Source organism: Paenibacillus taichungensis (assembly GCF_003287275.1).
In the GTDB taxonomy this organism is placed as follows: Bacteria; Bacillota; Bacilli; order Paenibacillales; family Paenibacillaceae; genus Paenibacillus; species Paenibacillus taichungensis_A.
This window is the reverse complement of the sequence record NZ_QEVW01000001.1, coordinates 165497-182921: the sequence shown is the minus strand read 5'-3', so window position 1 is coordinate 182921 and position 17425 is coordinate 165497. Positions and strand designations below refer to the sequence as shown.

The following is a 17425-nucleotide window of genomic DNA, read 5'->3' as shown; positions in this document are numbered from 1 at the left end:
ATAAGTTCAGCAATGTGCTCTACGACTTGGATTTAGTCAAGATTCCCTTGTCTACGGAATTTTGGATAATCTGCTGTGCGTACGTCCACAGTGTTTCGGAACCGTTCTCAATCTCACGATTTCTGTTTAACACCTGTTCACTCGTAATATTGTATTTCTGCCACGTATCTCCCTCATTCTGATGATTGTGGATTAACGGCTGCAACCGATCCATGGACGAGGCAAACTGCGCTTCATGAGTCTCCTTTGCCTCAAACTCCAGCCACAGGTTCAACAGTTCTTGGGCTTGTTCCTCAGGTAAAATCCCAAATAGTCGGTGCGCAGCCTTGATCTCTCGGTCATATTTATCCGCATGCCCTACCGTATCGTAGGCAAATGTATCTCCGGCATCAATCTCAACGAGGTCATGAACGAGAAGCATCTTAATGACTTTGAGAATATCCACCTCTTTGTTGGAATGGCTCTGCAAAATCAAGGCCATCATCGCCAGATGCCAGGAATGCTCCGCATCATTTTCAAGTCTATCACCATGGATGATTCTCGTTTTTCGTTCAATCGTTTTCAGTTTATCAATCTCAATTAGAAATTGAATCTGCTCCTGCAATGATTCGTTCATCAGTTAATCCCCTCCCGAACAACACTCAGGAAATACTCACGATGATCCGGATGACAGGCAATTAAATATGGCTCTGAATTCATACCATCAAAGGGAGTACCTTCAAAATCCATAACAATGGCACCTGCTTCTTTCGCCATTAATATGCCTGAATACAAATCGTCTCCTTCCGAATTGTAGAGCACAATACCGTCAATATCCCCCTTAGCTAACATGCACCACTGTATGGTTGGAGCCCATAATCGCATCATTCGTTTGAAACGAACATCCAGATGTTGACGTAGCCGTACAGCCTTCTCCTCATTTTGCACCTGATGCCCCTGGATCCATCCAATGGTCCCTTTATGAATATGCTCTTTCTTTTGGACTTTCATGGGGTTCAGATTACAACTTGCTCCATTCCCACGTGATGCCACAAACAAACGATCCACCAGAGGTTCGTAAATAACCCCGAGAACGGGTGTTGAACGATACATTAATGTAATCGAGACGGAAAATATCGGTAGACCAATGGCAAAGTTATTTGTTCCGTCTAACGGATCAATCATCCACAGCCAATCACTCTTCTGTCCGTTATGCCCCCGCTCTTCACTATGGATTTCATGATCGGGAAAACGAATGCTAATTTCATCACATATTATCCGCTCTGCTTCATGATCTACTTCAGTAACGACGTCCCCAAAGATACCCTTCTCCTCTGCACAGATGATCTGATCAAAATGCTCTTTGGCAACTTTTCCGGCTCTTCGAATGACACTCTCCGCAATCTCTTGGGCTAAACGAATGGTTTGTTCGATGACCATCACTCCGTTCGTGTTATTAAAGCGCTCATTTTATGCAAATTTCATAGATCCGAGTCTCTTCATCATCGAGCAAATATCCTTTACCGATATACACCCAGTTATTTTTTTCATAATAGTCCGTCAAATCCGTACATAAATAAAGCTTGTCGTAGCCCTTCGTCTTCACCTCATTAATCGCATGATTCTGTAGTTGCCCACCAAGGTTCTGGCCTCGATATTCTGGATCAACATGAAGGCACGCAAACCAAGGGAACAAATCCTGCCGGCTATTCAAATCACTTCGTAACAGAGCATATCCTCCAACAATCCTGTCGCCATCCAACAGTACATAAAACCGGGGCACATCACTGTCGGTTTCCACGGAACGCTCAATGCAATCCCGGTAAAAATGATAACTTGATTCCGAGCCCCACTGCTTCCAAAAGTATTGTACAGCTGTCTGCAGCATGTCCGGCTTTTGCCGAATATCAACTATCTCAAACATCACAGTCTACCTTCCTTATTATGTTCTTGTATATTTTTGTGGTAATAGCTGCCCAATCGTTGTTTTAGAATAACCCTCTTCTCCCTGCAAAATGACCTGTGTGTCCTTCCCATAATCACTAATCAGCTCTCTGCAAATACCACAAGGAGATACCACATCTAACTGGATTTCCGCTCCGTTCGTTGCATCATTGGGATCAACTTCTGGGTGTCTTACGGCTACAATCGTTTCAAATTCATGTTCCCCTTCGGAAACGGCTTTACCTATGGCAATCGCTTCCGCGCATACCGAGACACGACCGATATAAGCTTCCAGATGTACCGCCGTAAATACTTTTCCAGAGCGAGTTCGTACTGCTGCCCCAACGTGATGCTTGCCCTCCTGATACAAACGCGAAATTACTTTCTTTGCTGCTTCAATCAGTTCCAAATCCTCTGTCGTTATGGTCATCATGATGTCTCCTTTTTATTTCATCCAACATGTACTTCGCATAATCCAGAAGTAAATCATCACTTAGATTAACGCTTTCCAGCTCTCCGTTATATTTTGCGAGACATTGTGAGATGACTTCTTTGTACTTCGGTAAAATATGAATGTGTGCCCACTCGCCTGCTTCTCGCTTGGAGTATATGACCGACTCTTTCGCATACAATAGAACCCGTGATAGGTTCAAAACATAGTAGACAGGATTCTCCGTTATTTCTTCCAGAGCTGAACCAACGTCAGATGTAATAGAGGCCAACATATATTCACGTTTTACGGGCTGGAATAACTCCTTAATCGGTTTGCCAACAAGCACAATTCCACGGTCAACAATAACGGCCAGGTGTGCTACCAGATCAGGATCTTCGTATCCACCACAAAGATATTGATCATCAGTTCTATACTTTTCACGGTGATACGCGGAATAATGAAATTCAAATGGAGTTGGAAACGTCAGTTTAGCAACCGTAGACTCCAAAACAATACTTAGTTCAAATCCTGTGATAATGTGCATTTCATCTTCAATGAGCATCAATCTGTTCGCAATCCTTCCATAGGTATCAGCCGACAGCTGCTCCCGGCATACCACCAGAATATCGATATCGCTTTGATTAGGAAGGAAGCACCCCATAGCCATGGACCCGTGCAAGTAAATTCCTACCAAGGAATCCAAGCATTCTTCTTCAAGCAAATGAGTAACTCTATGTAATACCGCCTGTTCATCCATCTAACTCCACTCCTTCATTTACGTTGTTACGTATCCAACTCCACTTTCATTTCTTCCACAAAAATAGCCGTTCCTCGTATCCTCACATCCATGTCCTTTCCATCCCTCACCACGCTAACATAAACTTTCCCATCTCTTCCAACCTCGTGTCCTTGCTCCACAACAAAATGAGCCTGATCCGTCTCAGAATTCATATACTCCAAATAATAGGCACCCATCACACCGGATCCAGTTCCCGTAACCGGATCCTCCGTAGTTCCCGAAAAGGGCGAGGAAAAATGTCTGGCATGCATTAGCGCATCTGAATCGCGGGTTTCCTGAGTAAAGGGATGCAAAGAAGCTTTCGGATTTTCAACTAATATCTCAGGGAATAGAGAAGAATCCGGTTTCATTTGTTGGAAAGAAGTCAGTTTACGAATCGGTATCAACAAAGTCCAGGCGCCTGTACTTCCATAGACGATGGGTGTGGATAGATCAATATCATCCATGGTTAGATTTATGGAATTTGCCAGCTTCTCTATGTCACCTTGGAATGGCATGAAACGGGGTTGATCCTGCTTCATCTCGATGTTGATCGTATCGCCATCCTGCTGGAACTGAATCGGCAATATGCCTACATTAGTTTCAATAGTGATCGACTGTTTATCCTCCAGTAGCCCTCTAGTCTTTAACCCATACATGGATGCCATCGTGGCATGCCCACATAGATTAATCTCATGACCTGGTGTGAAATATCGTAATCTAACATCTGCTACCTCGGAACTCATCACGAAGACCGTTTCATTAAAGCCAACTTTATGCGCAATCTGCTGCATCGCTTCCTCACTGAGCGAATCGGCATGAAAGACGACCCCGGCCGGATTTCCTTTACCAGGAACTGTCGAAAAAGCATCATAATGATATACAGTGATTACACTCATTAGAGACCCACCTTTTTTCAATTTATACGCCGTGCATCGCCATATGACTCTACCACTTCACCATCAATAACAATCCCGCTACCATCTTTGCAAGCATAGATTGTTGTAGAGTTGGCACGCGCGTAATCTCTTAATGATTCCAGAGCTTCTTCCGATCCATCCCAATGTGGTGAAAATTCAAAATCAACGAGTGCCAGAGCCTGCTTGTCCAATAATCCAACATTATTCTCGTCTGCATCTTTACCATATCCGGCCACTTCAATCGTTGGTGTAGTTAGAATACTGCCTGCGCTAACCCCAATCAGAATGCCACCTTTAAGCACATAGGAACGCAACAATCCCATTGTATTTCTCTTCTGCAATAAACTTAGAAAATAAAATGTATTACCTCCAGATAAATGAATCGCTTCAGTTTCAAATATGGTATTAAATCTGTTTTCCTCGTATTCTAGATCGAGATCATAATAATCGATTGTTTGGATTCCCAGTTGATTATAGTAACGTCTTGTATGCTCGAAATATTTCCGTCCCGGGTCGGAACACGAAGGCACATAACCGATGGAAGGCTGGTCAGAGTTGAACAAGCTCAAAATTTTCTGATTTAGTTCGTGGTTAGATTCGAAATATAAATCACTTAACAAGACCAACTTGGTCATCTGAATTTCTCCCTCTTTGTTCACTAAATTCTTTTTCTAAAATGGAGAAGAAATATTGATCCGTCCATTGATTGTTCCACCAAAGTTCTTCCTTGAACACAGCTTCCCTTGTCATACCTACATTCTGCATCAGCGCAGCCGATCGGACATTCTGAGCATTGCACATTCCTATCACTTTATGGGCGTGTAACCCGTTGAATGCAAATTCTAATAAAAGATTCGTAGCCTCACTTCCGTAGCCCTCCCCTACATAATTCGGAAGCAGCGCGAATCCGAGTTCCCAGCTTTTTCTATGATCCACATAGCTCCACATTTGGATAAGACCAATTGGTTCACCTTCTAGATCTTCCAAACGACGAATAATGAAATCATAGGCATACGGCTTTTCCTCCACAGTGAAAAAATGACTACGATATTTATCGCGAACTGTCTTAGTATCCATTTCAACAGTTTCCTCAAAACTCCATATACTCGCATCACACTCAAGTTTGCTTATAAAGTCGAGGTCCTGTTCTGTGACAGGTGTTATTCTGATCTTCTGTCCCGCGAACTCCATTTCAAATTCTCTCCTTTGTTTGTCTAAGCCCTCGTTCCCATAGGACTATTGCATCTGCCCATTCATATATCTTCTATGACACTGGCTAGTAAAATGGAGATCGGCATGGATTTCATTGTTTGGCAGTTTCCCACTCTGTATTAAGCATACCTCTACCAATATTCCATTGGGCAAGCAATGCCCGTTGTCTATTTTCCAAATCAAGATATGGAGCTGCAACATAGGATAGTGTGTCGAACAAATGGATAAAATGAGGGCCTTCCTTAAAACGTCTAAGCCCGCCATACCCTTCATCATCCGCCGCCCATACGATCTTTTTGATCCCCGACATTAATATGGTGCATGAACACATGGGACAAGGTTCACAGGTAGTGTAGAGGGTCAGGTCATTCTTCGTGTATCGCTTCTTACTTACATCCAGCAAATGTTGCCCTGCCTGACGAATAGCATCGACTTCAGCGTGTGCGGTCGGATCACATTCGGAGAAGACTCGGTTTCTTCCTTTACTCACGACAGTCCCATCCACATCCACAATTATCGCACCAATCGGATATGTCCCCTCTATTAACGCCTGATCTGCCTCTTCCAGAGCCAAAACTAAATATTCATAGTCCGATAATCTCACGAAAAATCCCCCTTAGTGTAGATATTGACCTTCTAAATTAGAGATCTCTAATCGTGTAATGACCCGCTTCGCCTAAAAAGTCACTTCGGGTTAACCCCTGCTCTCCAAGAAAAGCTCTAAAACTCGTTATCGTACCATCATGTGAAATGATAAAAGTACTCCCGCCCTGCTCCCTGCACCATTGAATTAGCTGTCCAGCATAAACCTCAAATTGATGTTCTTCCGTTCGATTAATCCCATCCAACCAGCAATCAAGTTCAAAATCAAGAATTCGCAGCCCTGTATACTGAGCAATCAATTCATCTTTCGAATAAATATGATCACAGCGCAGAACGGAGAAATCCGGATTTTGAGGGAACATTCTCGGGCCAACGAGTGGACAGACTGTCAGTTTATCGCTTGATGTTAAGAGGAATGCCGTTTCTATCGTTCGTTTCGTAGGACTCACCAAAATTATGTCTTCAGGTAAGATTTTAATCTGCTTTCGCAATGCAGTCGCCTGCCTCTTTCCTTGTTCAGTAAGTCCCGGATGCAACTGGTTTAGCTGATGAGGATAATGAAGCAAATGTTCAGCATGACCATGACGAATAAATGTGAGATCCATGAGCTCCTCCTATTTCTGTACGTAATGCTTAAGGCTATCTATGTCACGCTGACTACTCCAGATCCTTTTTTTAAAACACCAGATCAACCTCCATACCTTTTGAATGCATCCAGGTTTACTTTGCCGACCAGCCAGAAGATAACCCCTCCACAAACCCATTAACAAACGATGGAATAAAAAGTACAATTAACAAAGTTAAACTCCCTATACCCCATCTAATCCATGTTTTGCGTTTGCTCCTTACACCTATGATGAACAATAAAGCGGTAATGACGATCAGTGTTGCCTCCAAAAATAACATGAAAATAAACCTCCATTATGTATTTTATTACCGCACAAAGAAATCTCGTACTTGTACTTTAGTATCTCAAAGTGAAATTTTCAAAATCTTCTCCAATCCCCCCTGGCAAGCAGCCCGGTTATATTCCGAATTGTCCAGCCAGTGTTTGTCTATCTTCAATAACTGATAAATCTCAGTCTCCAGCTCCTTTCTTGCCTGAAGAACCTTCACCGTGCCTTCAACACCATGGTATCCTTCCGCGAGTCCCCATCCCTGATTTGTGTAATATTGTATGAATCCATTTGACCATTCCTTGGATCTTTCCTGGATTGCTTTGTCAAAGGTGTGTGCAACATCCTGCTGATGAATGTAGATTAGTAACGGATTCAATAGTTGAACGATGCGCTCCAATTCCAAAACATATTGCACGTTTTCTTCTTTGGATTGATTGTATTTCACCAAACCCATGGTCAATGGATTTTGGATGAAACAACATTCGAATATGGTGATGGAATCACCATCCGCGCTTATCACGCTTTCAGTAAAATTCCGCCATTTTTCGGTGATCAGCTTCACATTTTGTTCAAAAGGTAGTTCGTAAATATCGTTACTAAATATCTCCTGCACCACATGATCAGGGAAATCCACTCCAAATTCCTCTTTCATTTTGCGATACGGAATCAGGAAACCATCCTGGTAGGTTGTAGCTCCTCTCTCCAATATATGTTTACATGCCTCGTGAGCATCCACCAAAGAACTGAACTCTTCCGCAGAATAAAAGGCCACACCATCATAATCAGCAGGATGATCCAGGTTCCCTTCCTGGACTAGTCGCACCTTTTTGCCATGCTCAATCAGAATCTCGGATACCATCTTGGCAATCGTCGACTTTCCTGAACCCGGTAATCCCTCAATAAGTATCAATTGTCTTGTCATGATTTCATCACCCTTAACTTCATTTCCTTCAGCTGTAGTTAATCGATGTCTGCAAAAATCCATTTCGCAGCATCGTCATCCGCTTTCTTTTTCCAAAACACCATGCTAGGGCCGAACTCTTCCCCGTTCTCTCTTAATTCAGTAACCATCACAAGTGCTTCATAAAGCTTCTTTTGCTCTCGAATCTTGATCTTGCTCATTGAGATCACCTTGCGAACTTTTGAGATTGGCATGCCTGAGACTGGCGATTGTGGATCAAAAAGGCTCATATAGCCCTTCTCATCCTCTTCCCATATATAACGCATGCGAACGTTCATCAGTTTGACGATTTCCAGTTCATCGCCTGTATACTTCGTTTCATCAAGGTAAACAGGAGGAGTGCCTTTGTCTTTTTTGGGTGCTTCTTCATCGTCCTTCTGCTCAATCGCTTCATCAGTAACGCTTTCCGTCACTGAAATCGTTGGTTTCTGCACAGCTTCATGGGTTGTTTTATCTTGGCAGGCAATTAAGAACAGAAATAATAACGACATCACGATTAACTTTCTCATACCCAAGTCTCCAACATATGCACAACTTCGCCAAGATCTTTGCACTCAAAATCCGGTGTAATCTGTTGCGGTTTGGGTTTTCCTTTTCGATTCAACCAGATAGCCTTAATTCCCGCATTTTGCGCGCCTTGTACATCACTGACCAGAGAATCCCCTATATGGATCACCTCATCTCGCTGCAAACCATACCTCTTGATCGCTTCATCAAACATCTCTGACCTTGGCTTATAAGATCGAACCTCCTCGCTGGTAATCACTCCGGCTACTTCAATCTTATGTGCCTTCATTGCGGCTTTCACGTCATCCGTATCGATATTGGACAGAATATATACCGGGACTTCAAAAGAATGAAGAAAGGGAATTGAATCAACAAATATGCCGGGGTTACGCCAATGTGCCAACTGTTCCTGATTAAGCGACTCAGCTTGTAGATCCGATTTGAAATGGAGTAGCGTTTCTGCCAGAGATTGCACATTCAGCATTCTTTGCGTTGTAAACTGACTGCCGTGGCTTGCATAAAACAACGTTGAAAAAGCCTTCCACCAATATGCGCCAATCTCATCCGTCGTACAATCAACCTGCGCAGATGCTTGGACCTTTTTATAAATCACTGGAAGAATATCATCATCTTCATGAACAACTGTCCCATAAAAATCAAGAAAAATGGCTTTCATTCTATCCCTCCAACTGGAATGCGCTAATCCAAAAAACTTCCTATGTATGTTAAATTTTCTCTGTAGGTACATCATAACCCATAATGTGGAATTTGCGAATGAACCAAATAACGTAATCCTCCCCCCTTACGTATTCTGCTCAACACAAAAACCACGCTGCTCTGCATGTTTGCATCATACAAAAGCGTGGTATGTAATAACCCCTTTCCAACATCTGAACAGCAACCAACTATCTTTTAAAAAACATGTTCATTACACCAGTGGCTTTAATGTTGATCTCATTACCCTCAACATCCATAAAAGTCTCATTATACGTAGTAAAGATTCCCACATGCTGTATATGCCCGCTTCTGAAATTAAGACTTTTTTCCTGGCCGTTCGTGATCTGTGTATACGTCGTTTCATTGATGTCGTAGGAGACATGTAAACCATACTCGCTTTCCAGCCATGTATAGAAATCGGTTCTGGTTGGATTGGTAATAATCATAATGACAACTAAAATGACAAGACTCATAACAACTGGTAATTTACGGAACATATTCGGGTCATAGCTAAAACTACTCTTCATCTTGTTCATTCCGCCATCTTTGTTATCATTTCAACCTTTTTAGCCAATACCCAGCCACTTAATCCATACGATGATGTAATGACCAGATACAGATATTTCCCTTCGATCAACTTGGTTTCCAGCTCTTCATCCGTTTCATACATGATAGGCCAGCCCTGACCTTTCCCGTTTTCCAACAACTCGCGGTTGTAGTTGATAAAATGTTCTAAACCAACATCGTTAATATCGAAGATAATGCTGCCTTGCATCGGTGTATCAAACGAATGTGCCAATACATCCGAGAAAAGGATATCCGTATCTTCAGACAAATCAGAGTGATACGAACGGGTACGCATCCTTATACGTTCATTCTCCAAATCGACTTCGTAACTTAATATGATGTTATCATGCACACTTGCCATTGTATGACTCCTTTCAAAGTTCCATTTTAACTCATTACTTGCTCTGCTTACGCTCTGTTAAGCAACTGTTCGTCAAACCATACATCCTCATAATCTTCTGCAATTACAAACCGCCATCCCGGCGCAAGTCCAAGGTACTTCTTGATTTTCGGGTCCCAGTCATCGATGTGTGTGACATGTAAAGGTACAAAAAAATCATCTGCCTCCGAGTATTCATCCGCCCAAATATACCATCCGGTTGTATCTCCCTCGGGCTGAATACGCATGCCGTGAATCGGTTCCAACTTTTCCTTGACGTTCCAGGCGATTCCGATCTTACGGTGCAGTTCGCTGGGCACATAGTCGGCGTTATATTTCTGACACATCTGCATCTGTTCCTGGATGGAAGCAGCATTTATCATCAGTTAATCATCTCATTTCTCACATGTTGGATATGACTAAGGTAGTTCATAGTACTGTTTATAATTAGAGACCCATTCCTCTTTGGAAAAATCAACAAAATCATACGGCTCACACTGTCTAAGATAGCTCAACTGCTCTGCCGCTGAGTCCTCGAGATTCTGCTCCAGATAAGTCACTGTCTTCTCATAACCGGCACCACACAGAAGCTGCACATCAACATAACTGCCCGTATCCTGATTCTTGCATTTTGCCTGCCAGATCAGCCCAGTGTCCTCTACATTTCCGATGCAGAATAACATAATACATAAGGTTTTAAGGTAGTCATGATCCACTGTTTCTTGATTCTCAATCTCTTGGTGCAACAACTCCTTAATATGCTCCCTATGTTTGGTATCTGGATCTAAACCGTACAACTCCAAGATCTCTTCTTCGTTCATATTCGTTCCCCTTGCTTACTTCAGAATATTATTTAATTCTTCCGCTTTTTTCCTGCTATCTATTCTAGCATAGAAATAAAAACCAATAATGTGCAGTACGATGGATAAGATCCACATTCCAGGGAACCAGGGAGCAATCAATAGGAACATCTCTGTAGAAAACAACCATACAATCGCCATTCCTCCTGCAATATTAAATGTGGAAGAAATGATGATATTCCACACGGGTTTCATCGTAAAGTAGTTCCAAAGTGCATTGTACATTACGCCAAACAGTATAGCGGCAATAGCTGAAATCCCGGCAATATTCCACAGGTAACCCATTTCAAAGGACTGACTATTAGAGAATAGTGTCAATAACAAGGTGACCCACAACGAAGTTACTGTAAAAACCTGAAAAAATGAATGCTTCAACTGACTAATCATGATAATTTCCCCCTAAAGTTTTTAATGTAAAATCGGCTGACAAAGTAACTGGAACCATCGTTCAGATCAACCTTGATCCTGGCATGGTCTGTTGATAAAAATTCGCTAATAAAACGCGTGTTGATGATCGTTTGATTGTTGATTTTTACAAAGTGGGAAGACCCCAAATCCTGTTCCACAAACTTCAGACGTTTGTTGAGCAAATACATTTCGCCTGTGATGACACGTACACCGCACAACCGATCCTCTGATTCAATCGCGACCACAGAACTCAACTCGATCTGCACATTGCGATTGTTCTTGGCATTGATGACAACAAGTTTTGTTTCCGATTGGCAGATCGCTTCTTGGATACTATCCCAATGGGACTTCTCATCAGGATGGGTTATGACCTTCGCCATGCTTTTTTCCATTAATAGTTCTTCTTCAAAAACGACTTTCATTTGCTGTTCCTCCTCTCAAAACTCATATTACAAGCAAAGCTGCGATAAACCCACAGTATTGCGTTTTGTTGCATGAAATTGCAGGTTTGTTACATCGGTACTGATTTTTCAGCGTATAGACACGATAAAAAGGACTACTCATTGAAGAGTAGCCCTCCATGTCTCTCTTTCAGACGGTCGTTCTGGAATCAGGTTACCGCACTGTTCTCCAGATACATCTCCTGATTTTGCCGAATGATTTCATTCATGTGTAAAATAGCTTCCTGAGCCGCGGCTCGATATTTAACGTATAGTTCTTCCGTTCTTTGCAGCAGAATCGGGTCTTTCTCCAAGTCCGTGGGCAGGACCTCACGCCACGTGTCTTCAACTTTATTTTTTTCTGTAATCAAACGCTCGATGTCGTCCAACAGGCTTACCATTTCATTTTGGTTAAAATAGCGCATCCCGTTCTTAATTCCATTCCAGCTCTTCATGTCGATAATGTTGTACGCCGAAAACCAATAAAACTCCGCCAAGCTCTTGGTATGGTTATGATAGGAATAGAACAAAAATATCGCTTGTTGTCCTTCATGTAATTGCCGATATATCTCTACTTTTGCTGCAACATCTTTACCACGAACGGAGACCAACATCGGTTGGACGCACAGCCAGCTAAGCTGCTCAGAACCCAAATCTTCTGGTTTGACTTTAACCTTCAATAACATGCTCCTCTCTACTTACGCTGCTGAATGTAGATTCGAACTTCATTAGTCATATGTTAAGGATTCTCTGGTGTTTCTACTGCCGGTTCATTCTCTCCACCCATTCTCCGTCTGGACGTTTCTTTCCTGCCTGTCGCTGGAACATGGTTGGACACTTTAGCCAATCCGAATTTGGGCATATTCGCATAGATGGTCTCATATGAACCGGATTGAGCTTTGTACGTTTCATGATAAATCCCCACGCTTCCATCCGATCCAATGGATTGGTTAAATCGTTTCCATGCCTCCAAGTGCAGGCCAGCGCGTGCGTATTTCTCCAACTCATCATAAGATCTCCAATATTGCAGCAGAGTCACTCCACGCCAGCTCATAAAAAATTCCGTCCCCAGAAACCCGGTATCCGGGTTCATGTACAGTTCTTTGATCATCGGGCCCATGGATTTAAAAACAGGTAACCACTTATGTATGGCCCATAGGCGATTAACTCTCATGCCAATAATAAACACAACAAACTCGCCATCGATCTCAGCTGAATATCTTCCCTTGTGTATGTTCGCCACACTACTCCTCCTTTTTGTCAAATATATACCATAGCGCCCGTTCGGAGTGGATTGTGCTTGACGATATTGGAAATCCCCCTATTCCCGGGCCCTATCCTATTCTATATTGCAGAATTAGCTGAAGACCATTGATACCCATTCTCCGTTCTCCCATATCCAGAAAACCTGCTTTTAAATACAGCTTTTGTGCGGCAATATTCCCCTCATTCACGGCTAAAATAATCTCATCGACCTTCGGATCAAGCTGCTTAACCAGTGTAGGCAGTTCCCTCATCGCAGCCCATGCATACCCGTTCCCCTGATGTTCTAACGTAATGGATAATGCACGTACCAGTATTGTACGGGAAGTATCTCTTTCCGCTACGTATTCAGAATTTTTATGTAATATGAAGAAACCCACTGGAGTCTCTTCATTTAAAATCACTACCGGATATTTGTTCAGATTTTGGAAGGCCTCCTCCATCACTTCCGCAGGCATTGCAGTAAATTGTACCTGTTCATCACTTAGTACAAAATTAGCCAAGTCTTGATTGTACTTTTCATTATATGGGGCAAGGCTAATCCGTTTTTCCATTTAGAATACCTCCCACTTTGCAAACAATTGTCTGAGTCTCTCGGCTGTTGTGTGAATAAACTCTTCTATAGCTTCCATAGATAAAATGCTCAAATCACCTGAGGGCTCATTTTCAAGGTTATTTAAAAAGTCTACTTTTTCTTTTCTATATTGATACACCTCTTGCTCCAGCAATCCACCCAAGTCAAAAGCTTTACCTGCTTCCAGCTTATTCAATAAATCATGGTCATGGCCATTAGACCCTTTTCTCAAAATCATAAATTCCAACTTTGTAACATCCTCCGTATAAATACTTCGTCCATTAGGGTTTTCCTCATATGGGGGATAAATCTCGAAAGTCCAGATCCGATCCGTATATATATGAGCGATGTACCCGCACAAATATTGCATGAACTTAGGATCATTATGCGCGCGTTCCTTGTTGGAATTAAAAAATGCCCCGAGCTCTTCGTCTGTTGCAAATCGTCCTGCTTCTGGCATGAGATGAGTTTTTGCCTTTTCGGCTCTTTCATTCGTTCTCACATGAATGGAGTCAGGAGCAAGACTGCCCACTATAAATTCAGGGGTTGGATTAGATAATAATTCAGATGCGATTGCAAAATGAACCATGGGCCAAGGCATAATAATGCTCCTCTCTCTATTAAAATCAGGGATTTTAATGTACTCACAAACTATATTTTCCCTATTCCCTCTCTGGATCTTCTTTCTGTTAAATCCCTTAGGGCTTAACGCAGAATTGTGAGTTCCCCTTGCATCAAATCTACCAATACAGGCTTCTGTACCTTGTTGATTGTGGAAATATCAATTTCACCTAAACTTTTAAAAACAAGTTCTAGCGATTCATTCTGTTCATCTTTAAATAAAAGGGTTGTTTGATTATCATCAAGTTTCCCACCCAACTCCGCGGTGACGTTGAACAGGAACATAACAAATACAACCTCGTTGCCATCCGGATATGTATATTTCATTTTCTCACCTGTGTAGATGTATGCCAGTTCATATGAACTCACGTCAAGCCCCGTTTCTTCTTTTACTTCTCTAATCATAGTTTCTTCAATACTCTCACCGGGCTCCATACCACCACCAGGTAATCCCCAATCGCCATAATCTGACCGTTTTTGCAGCAGTATTCTACCCATATGATCACGAATAATAGCTCCGCCCGTAACCACAATGCGGCTTGTCATTCATCATTCTCCTCTCTAATAGCTCGCTTCCCCTCCAGTAATCCTTTTCATTCATCATAACCCATGTATTGGTAAATGGGAAAATCTAGTCCGTTCTTGCACGTACAAAGGTTTGAGACAAAATCCGATGGCTGCCAGCGATGTTTTCAATTTCAATGCTATACTCAGACTCTACATATTCAATGTGATGTTGTTCATAGTATTTTTTCCAGAATGAAACAGCTGATCGGTTATTAGCCAGTTGCTCCACTTTGAATCTGCCCTGAAATTGTGCAAACACCAGATCAACCGCCTGAGCCGCTAATCCTTGTCCACGATACTTTTTGACCAGAAACAGCTCTTGTACCGTATAATCGACATCATCATCTACATAAGGAGGAGAGCAAACCAGCACAAATCCGATTACCTTTCCATCATATTGGATAAAAAACGGATGTAATTCCACCCGTTCCAGATAGAGATAGGTATTCGTTGGATCGAATTTCCCCTCTTCTAGCAAATCCTCACCTGAGAATTCGGAAAGATCATATAAATACAAGTTGTACAGGTTAAGAAATAATTCCTTCTTTTCTGCCAAAATACTCGTGATTTGTACATTCATCATCATTGCATATCTCCCTTATCATGTGATTTACGCTCATCCTTATCGATATACACAGTGTGCTTGTTGTGTCCTGCTCTCAATATATCGTTTCAACCACAGCGGATATAGGCAAAGTTTGATTTAAATCGTGAAGTCTCCAGTCTTGAAGAAATACTTATGTATAAAAAAATAGACCCTTTAGAGAGTCTGTTTAAGCATATTTGTCGTTTGCCTTTTCTTCCCTAGGTATGCAATAGCAAGTGCAACGGGATTAACAAAAGGTAAAAAAGTCAGCCAACCTATAAACGTAAGTATGGGAGCCAGGATCGATATCACACCGAAAAACAGCATAAGTGGAGATCCTTTCTTCAACCCCTGAACGAAAAGTACTAACCCTACTGCAATCCACATGACCAATGCAATGCTAAGCATATTTATAACCATCACCTCCATTTTTACAGTAATCAACGATATCTATAATTAACCGACTGACACTTATTGGATTAGATAATTAACTACAGGATAAGAAATCACATTCCGGTCTCTATAGGTTGAAATCACCGCTTCGGAATGCGTACTTAAAATCCCATTTTGCAACATGACAGGTCTAAATCCTCGCTCCATCGCGCCATTATAGGTAAACAGAACACATTCCTCGGCAGCAAATCCCGAAATGATCAACAGCTCAACATTGTTACTCTTCAGAAGCTGTTCCAGGTCTGTCTGCCAAAATGCATTGGAGCTCTCCTTCGTCACCTTCAGATCCTTCTCATTCACATCAACCTCAGAAATAATACGATACGCCTCAGAATCTGAATCCTCCATGCCTTCCACGTCTTGTACATGAACGACCACATGTCCGCTCGAACGAAGCACGTCTGCAACATGATTGATATATTCACAAGCGCGGTCTATAGCTTTTTGATCTAACTTATCTCGTACAATACTCTCTTGCATATCCACGATCAGAAAACCTATTTTCATATCATCTCTCCTCTTACTTTCTTTCTCAGCATCATGATCTGTCCAATATGATACGCATTATGAATACACAGATTGGATATGACATTCCACCATGGGGCATTGAAGTACGATGGAATGGTCATCCCTAATTTTGCATCATCACTTTCCTCTACAGCCTGTATCCAGCGACTAAATGTTGCACCAATCTGTGCAATGCTTTTCTGCCAATCTTCTTCACCTACCTGGGATGGGTTAACAATGAATGTCTCGTCATTATTTATGCTATTGTCCGAAACCACTTCACCCTTGATAAACCTCTCCAACCAAGTTTCATTCCAGAAAGTCAGATGATTCACCAACTTCCAGATCGATTGCCCCTCATCATTCAGCCATAAGGCCTGCGCAGCGGTTACATCACGTAACATCTCATCCAGCGGCACAAACCAGCTCTTGTCATGATGACAGGCAGCGAGTTGGTCCAACAGCACCAATTTGATACTCATGTTCGGCTCCTGTCTCCTTTCAAAATAAAAAAAATTAGTCCTTGAACAACTCATTCAGCATCCGGTTGCGATTTTCCAGGAAACTGCGGGTGATCTGATAATGTTCTGTATCTTCATACTCTACGTCCTGAATACCACCATCGTCAAAACTCAAAATGCGTGCACCCGGATAACCCAATAGAATCGGCGAATGCGTCGCGATAATGAATTGGGAAGTGTCTGATAGATCATGAAGAATGCGCAATAAGGAGAGTTGACGGGCTGGCGATAAGGCGGCTTCGGGCTCATCGAGCAGATAAATGCCTTTGGAATTGAATCGGTTCACGAACAGATTGAGAAAAGACTCCCCGTGGGATTGTTCATGCAACGAACGCCCACCATAATACTTGAGCGACTCCGGCCCCAATTCATCTACATGCGATGCAAATTGATAAAAGGACTCCGAGCGCATGAAGAAACCATTCGTGATTTTGGGCAACCAGGATAGACGCAAATAGTCACCTAATGATGATTCAGCAGCATCAATCTCAAATGCATTATTTTTCCCGCCCCCTGCTGTGTTAAATCCACATTGATGAGCGATGCCCTCCAGCAGCGTGGACTTACCCGATCCATTCCCACCAACAAAGAACGTAATGTTATTGTTAAATTCCAATCGCTCCAGAGACTGTATGGACGGTATGTGAAACGGATACTGATCCGGATTCTCGACTTTAGCAGACAGTAACTCCACACTTCGAAGATACATAGACACACTCCTATTTT

At 42.3% G+C, this 17425-nt stretch carries 28 protein-coding genes; all 28 read right to left on the bottom strand.

What is annotated here, in order from left to right:
- Positions 1–19 precede the first annotated feature (19 nt).
- Positions 20–616, bottom strand: a complete 597-nt coding sequence (locus DC345_RS01015; RefSeq protein ID WP_113051525.1) for an HD domain-containing protein — start codon at positions 614–616, stop codon at positions 20–22.
- Complete coding sequence (locus tag DC345_RS01010; protein WP_113051725.1) at positions 616–1413, bottom strand: inositol monophosphatase family protein; 798 nt, start codon at positions 1411–1413, stop codon at positions 616–618. The genes DC345_RS01015 and DC345_RS01010 overlap by 1 nt, the downstream gene beginning before the upstream one ends.
- A gap of 31 nt (positions 1414–1444) precedes the next feature.
- Complete coding sequence (locus tag DC345_RS01005; RefSeq protein WP_113051524.1) at positions 1445–1903, bottom strand: GNAT family N-acetyltransferase; 459 nt, start codon at positions 1901–1903, stop codon at positions 1445–1447.
- 18 nt (positions 1904–1921) lie between these two features.
- On the bottom strand, positions 1922–2356 hold the full coding sequence (locus DC345_RS01000) for a cytidine deaminase (protein WP_113051523.1): 435 nt from the start codon (positions 2354–2356) through the stop codon (positions 1922–1924).
- Positions 2319–3113, bottom strand: coding sequence for an aminoglycoside adenylyltransferase domain-containing protein (locus DC345_RS00995; protein ID WP_113051522.1), 795 nt, complete (start codon positions 3111–3113; stop codon positions 2319–2321). Before DC345_RS00995 ends, DC345_RS01000 begins: the two co-directional genes overlap by 38 nt.
- A 26-nt stretch (positions 3114–3139) precedes the next feature.
- Positions 3140–4033, bottom strand: coding sequence for a PhzF family phenazine biosynthesis protein (locus tag DC345_RS00990; protein ID WP_113051521.1), 894 nt, complete (start codon positions 4031–4033; stop codon positions 3140–3142).
- A 17-nt stretch (positions 4034–4050) separates the two neighbouring features.
- Positions 4051–4689, bottom strand: a complete 639-nt coding sequence (locus DC345_RS00985) for a Type 1 glutamine amidotransferase-like domain-containing protein (protein ID WP_113051520.1) — start codon at positions 4687–4689, stop codon at positions 4051–4053.
- A complete protein-coding gene (locus tag DC345_RS00980) occupies positions 4664–5245 on the bottom strand; it encodes a GNAT family N-acetyltransferase (RefSeq protein WP_113051519.1) in 582 nt (193 codons plus the stop codon). Before DC345_RS00980 ends, DC345_RS00985 begins: the two co-directional genes overlap by 26 nt.
- A 112-nt stretch (positions 5246–5357) precedes the next feature.
- Entirely contained in the window at positions 5358–5870 is a 513-nt protein-coding gene (locus tag DC345_RS00975; protein ID WP_113051518.1) for a nucleoside deaminase, read from the bottom strand.
- A 37-nt stretch (positions 5871–5907) separates the two neighbouring features.
- Positions 5908–6474, bottom strand: a complete 567-nt coding sequence (locus DC345_RS00970) for a histidine phosphatase family protein (protein ID WP_113051517.1) — start codon at positions 6472–6474, stop codon at positions 5908–5910.
- A gap of 367 nt (positions 6475–6841) precedes the next feature.
- Positions 6842–7690, bottom strand: coding sequence for an adenylyl-sulfate kinase (locus DC345_RS00960; protein ID WP_113051515.1), 849 nt, complete (start codon positions 7688–7690; stop codon positions 6842–6844).
- 38 nt (positions 7691–7728) lie between these two features.
- Positions 7729–8238: a hypothetical protein gene (locus DC345_RS00955; RefSeq protein WP_113051514.1), complete on the bottom strand. Its 510-nt coding sequence runs from the start codon at positions 8236–8238 to the stop codon at positions 7729–7731.
- On the bottom strand, positions 8235–8912 hold the full coding sequence (locus DC345_RS00950) for an HAD family hydrolase (RefSeq protein WP_113051513.1): 678 nt from the start codon (positions 8910–8912) through the stop codon (positions 8235–8237). Before DC345_RS00950 ends, DC345_RS00955 begins: the two co-directional genes overlap by 4 nt.
- Before the next feature lie 229 nt (positions 8913–9141).
- Entirely contained in the window at positions 9142–9480 is a 339-nt protein-coding gene (locus tag DC345_RS00945) for a hypothetical protein (RefSeq protein ID WP_146752090.1), read from the bottom strand.
- Between the two features lie 5 nt (positions 9481–9485).
- Complete coding sequence (locus DC345_RS00940) at positions 9486–9881, bottom strand: hypothetical protein (RefSeq protein ID WP_113051511.1); 396 nt, start codon at positions 9879–9881, stop codon at positions 9486–9488.
- A 47-nt stretch (positions 9882–9928) separates the two neighbouring features.
- Positions 9929–10282, bottom strand: coding sequence for an immunity protein Imm33 domain-containing protein (locus DC345_RS00935; RefSeq protein ID WP_113051510.1), 354 nt, complete (start codon positions 10280–10282; stop codon positions 9929–9931).
- Between the two features lie 36 nt (positions 10283–10318).
- A complete protein-coding gene (locus DC345_RS00930; protein WP_113051509.1) occupies positions 10319–10720 on the bottom strand; it encodes a hypothetical protein in 402 nt (133 codons plus the stop codon).
- Positions 10721–10735: 15 nt separating this feature from the next.
- Positions 10736–11146, bottom strand: a complete 411-nt coding sequence (locus DC345_RS00925; protein WP_113051508.1) for a hypothetical protein — start codon at positions 11144–11146, stop codon at positions 10736–10738.
- Entirely contained in the window at positions 11143–11589 is a 447-nt protein-coding gene (locus DC345_RS00920) for a LytTR family DNA-binding domain-containing protein (protein ID WP_113051507.1), read from the bottom strand. The genes DC345_RS00925 and DC345_RS00920 overlap by 4 nt, the downstream gene beginning before the upstream one ends.
- Positions 11590–11777: 188 nt before the next feature.
- Entirely contained in the window at positions 11778–12287 is a 510-nt protein-coding gene (locus tag DC345_RS00915) for a hypothetical protein (RefSeq protein WP_113051506.1), read from the bottom strand.
- A gap of 59 nt (positions 12288–12346) precedes the next feature.
- A complete protein-coding gene (locus DC345_RS00910; protein ID WP_113051505.1) occupies positions 12347–12850 on the bottom strand; it encodes a DUF4188 domain-containing protein in 504 nt (167 codons plus the stop codon).
- 91 nt (positions 12851–12941) lie between these two features.
- Complete coding sequence (locus DC345_RS00905) at positions 12942–13424, bottom strand: GNAT family N-acetyltransferase (protein ID WP_113051504.1); 483 nt, start codon at positions 13422–13424, stop codon at positions 12942–12944.
- A complete protein-coding gene (locus tag DC345_RS00900) occupies positions 13425–14045 on the bottom strand; it encodes a zinc dependent phospholipase C family protein (RefSeq protein ID WP_113051503.1) in 621 nt (206 codons plus the stop codon).
- A 104-nt stretch (positions 14046–14149) separates the two neighbouring features.
- On the bottom strand, positions 14150–14611 hold the full coding sequence (locus DC345_RS00895; protein WP_113051502.1) for an NUDIX domain-containing protein: 462 nt from the start codon (positions 14609–14611) through the stop codon (positions 14150–14152).
- An 85-nt stretch (positions 14612–14696) separates the two neighbouring features.
- Positions 14697–15215 carry a GNAT family N-acetyltransferase gene (locus DC345_RS00890; protein WP_258530420.1) on the bottom strand — a complete coding sequence of 173 codons (519 nt, stop codon included), beginning with the start codon at positions 15213–15215 and terminating at the stop codon, positions 14697–14699.
- 474 nt (positions 15216–15689) lie between these two features.
- Entirely contained in the window at positions 15690–16178 is a 489-nt protein-coding gene (locus DC345_RS00880; RefSeq protein ID WP_113051501.1) for a cysteine hydrolase family protein, read from the bottom strand.
- Positions 16175–16660 (bottom strand): DinB family protein, encoded by a 486-nt coding sequence (locus DC345_RS00875; RefSeq protein ID WP_113051500.1) that lies wholly within the window; start codon positions 16658–16660, stop codon positions 16175–16177. Before DC345_RS00875 ends, DC345_RS00880 begins: the two co-directional genes overlap by 4 nt.
- 34 nt (positions 16661–16694) lie before the next feature.
- Complete coding sequence (locus tag DC345_RS00870) at positions 16695–17408, bottom strand: AAA family ATPase (RefSeq protein ID WP_113051499.1); 714 nt, start codon at positions 17406–17408, stop codon at positions 16695–16697.
- Between the last annotated feature and the right edge of the window lie 17 nt (positions 17409–17425).

Excerpts from the sequence above, each read along its gene's own strand:
- DC345_RS01015 (WP_113051525.1), bottom strand. The coding sequence starts at position 616 with ATGAACGAATCATTGCAGGAGCAGATTCAATTTCTAATTGAGATTGAT.
- DC345_RS01005 (WP_113051524.1), bottom strand. The coding sequence starts at position 1,903 with ATGTTTGAGATAGTTGATATTCGGCAAAAGCCGGACATGCTGCAGACA.
- DC345_RS01000 (WP_113051523.1), bottom strand. The coding sequence starts at position 2,356 with ATGATGACCATAACGACAGAGGATTTGGAACTGATTGAAGCAGCAAAG.
- DC345_RS00995 (WP_113051522.1), bottom strand. The coding sequence starts at position 3,113 with ATGGATGAACAGGCGGTATTACATAGAGTTACTCATTTGCTTGAAGAA.
- DC345_RS00990 (WP_113051521.1), bottom strand. The coding sequence starts at position 4,033 with ATGAGTGTAATCACTGTATATCATTATGATGCTTTTTCGACAGTTCCT.
- DC345_RS00985 (WP_113051520.1), bottom strand. The coding sequence starts at position 4,689 with ATGACCAAGTTGGTCTTGTTAAGTGATTTATATTTCGAATCTAACCAC.
- DC345_RS00980 (WP_113051519.1), bottom strand. The coding sequence starts at position 5,245 with ATGGAGTTCGCGGGACAGAAGATCAGAATAACACCTGTCACAGAACAG.
- DC345_RS00970 (WP_113051517.1), bottom strand. The coding sequence starts at position 6,474 with ATGGATCTCACATTTATTCGTCATGGTCATGCTGAACATTTGCTTCAT.
- DC345_RS00960 (WP_113051515.1), bottom strand. The coding sequence starts at position 7,690 with ATGACAAGACAATTGATACTTATTGAGGGATTACCGGGTTCAGGAAAG.
- DC345_RS00955 (WP_113051514.1), bottom strand. The coding sequence starts at position 8,238 with ATGAGAAAGTTAATCGTGATGTCGTTATTATTTCTGTTCTTAATTGCC.
- DC345_RS00950 (WP_113051513.1), bottom strand. The coding sequence starts at position 8,912 with ATGAAAGCCATTTTTCTTGATTTTTATGGGACAGTTGTTCATGAAGAT.
- DC345_RS00945 (WP_146752090.1), bottom strand. The coding sequence starts at position 9,480 with ATGAAGAGTAGTTTTAGCTATGACCCGAATATGTTCCGTAAATTACCA.
- DC345_RS00940 (WP_113051511.1), bottom strand. The coding sequence starts at position 9,881 with ATGGCAAGTGTGCATGATAACATCATATTAAGTTACGAAGTCGATTTG.
- DC345_RS00935 (WP_113051510.1), bottom strand. The coding sequence starts at position 10,282 with ATGATAAATGCTGCTTCCATCCAGGAACAGATGCAGATGTGTCAGAAA.
- DC345_RS00930 (WP_113051509.1), bottom strand. The coding sequence starts at position 10,720 with ATGAACGAAGAAGAGATCTTGGAGTTGTACGGTTTAGATCCAGATACC.
- DC345_RS00925 (WP_113051508.1), bottom strand. The coding sequence starts at position 11,146 with ATGATTAGTCAGTTGAAGCATTCATTTTTTCAGGTTTTTACAGTAACT.
- DC345_RS00920 (WP_113051507.1), bottom strand. The coding sequence starts at position 11,589 with ATGAAAGTCGTTTTTGAAGAAGAACTATTAATGGAAAAAAGCATGGCG.
- DC345_RS00905 (WP_113051504.1), bottom strand. The coding sequence starts at position 13,424 with ATGGAAAAACGGATTAGCCTTGCCCCATATAATGAAAAGTACAATCAA.
- DC345_RS00900 (WP_113051503.1), bottom strand. The coding sequence starts at position 14,045 with ATGCCTTGGCCCATGGTTCATTTTGCAATCGCATCTGAATTATTATCT.
- DC345_RS00895 (WP_113051502.1), bottom strand. The coding sequence starts at position 14,611 with ATGACAAGCCGCATTGTGGTTACGGGCGGAGCTATTATTCGTGATCAT.
- DC345_RS00890 (WP_258530420.1), bottom strand. The coding sequence starts at position 15,215 with ATGATGAATGTACAAATCACGAGTATTTTGGCAGAAAAGAAGGAATTA.
- DC345_RS00880 (WP_113051501.1), bottom strand. The coding sequence starts at position 16,178 with ATGAAAATAGGTTTTCTGATCGTGGATATGCAAGAGAGTATTGTACGA.
- DC345_RS00875 (WP_113051500.1), bottom strand. The coding sequence starts at position 16,660 with ATGAGTATCAAATTGGTGCTGTTGGACCAACTCGCTGCCTGTCATCAT.
- DC345_RS00870 (WP_113051499.1), bottom strand. The coding sequence starts at position 17,408 with ATGTATCTTCGAAGTGTGGAGTTACTGTCTGCTAAAGTCGAGAATCCG.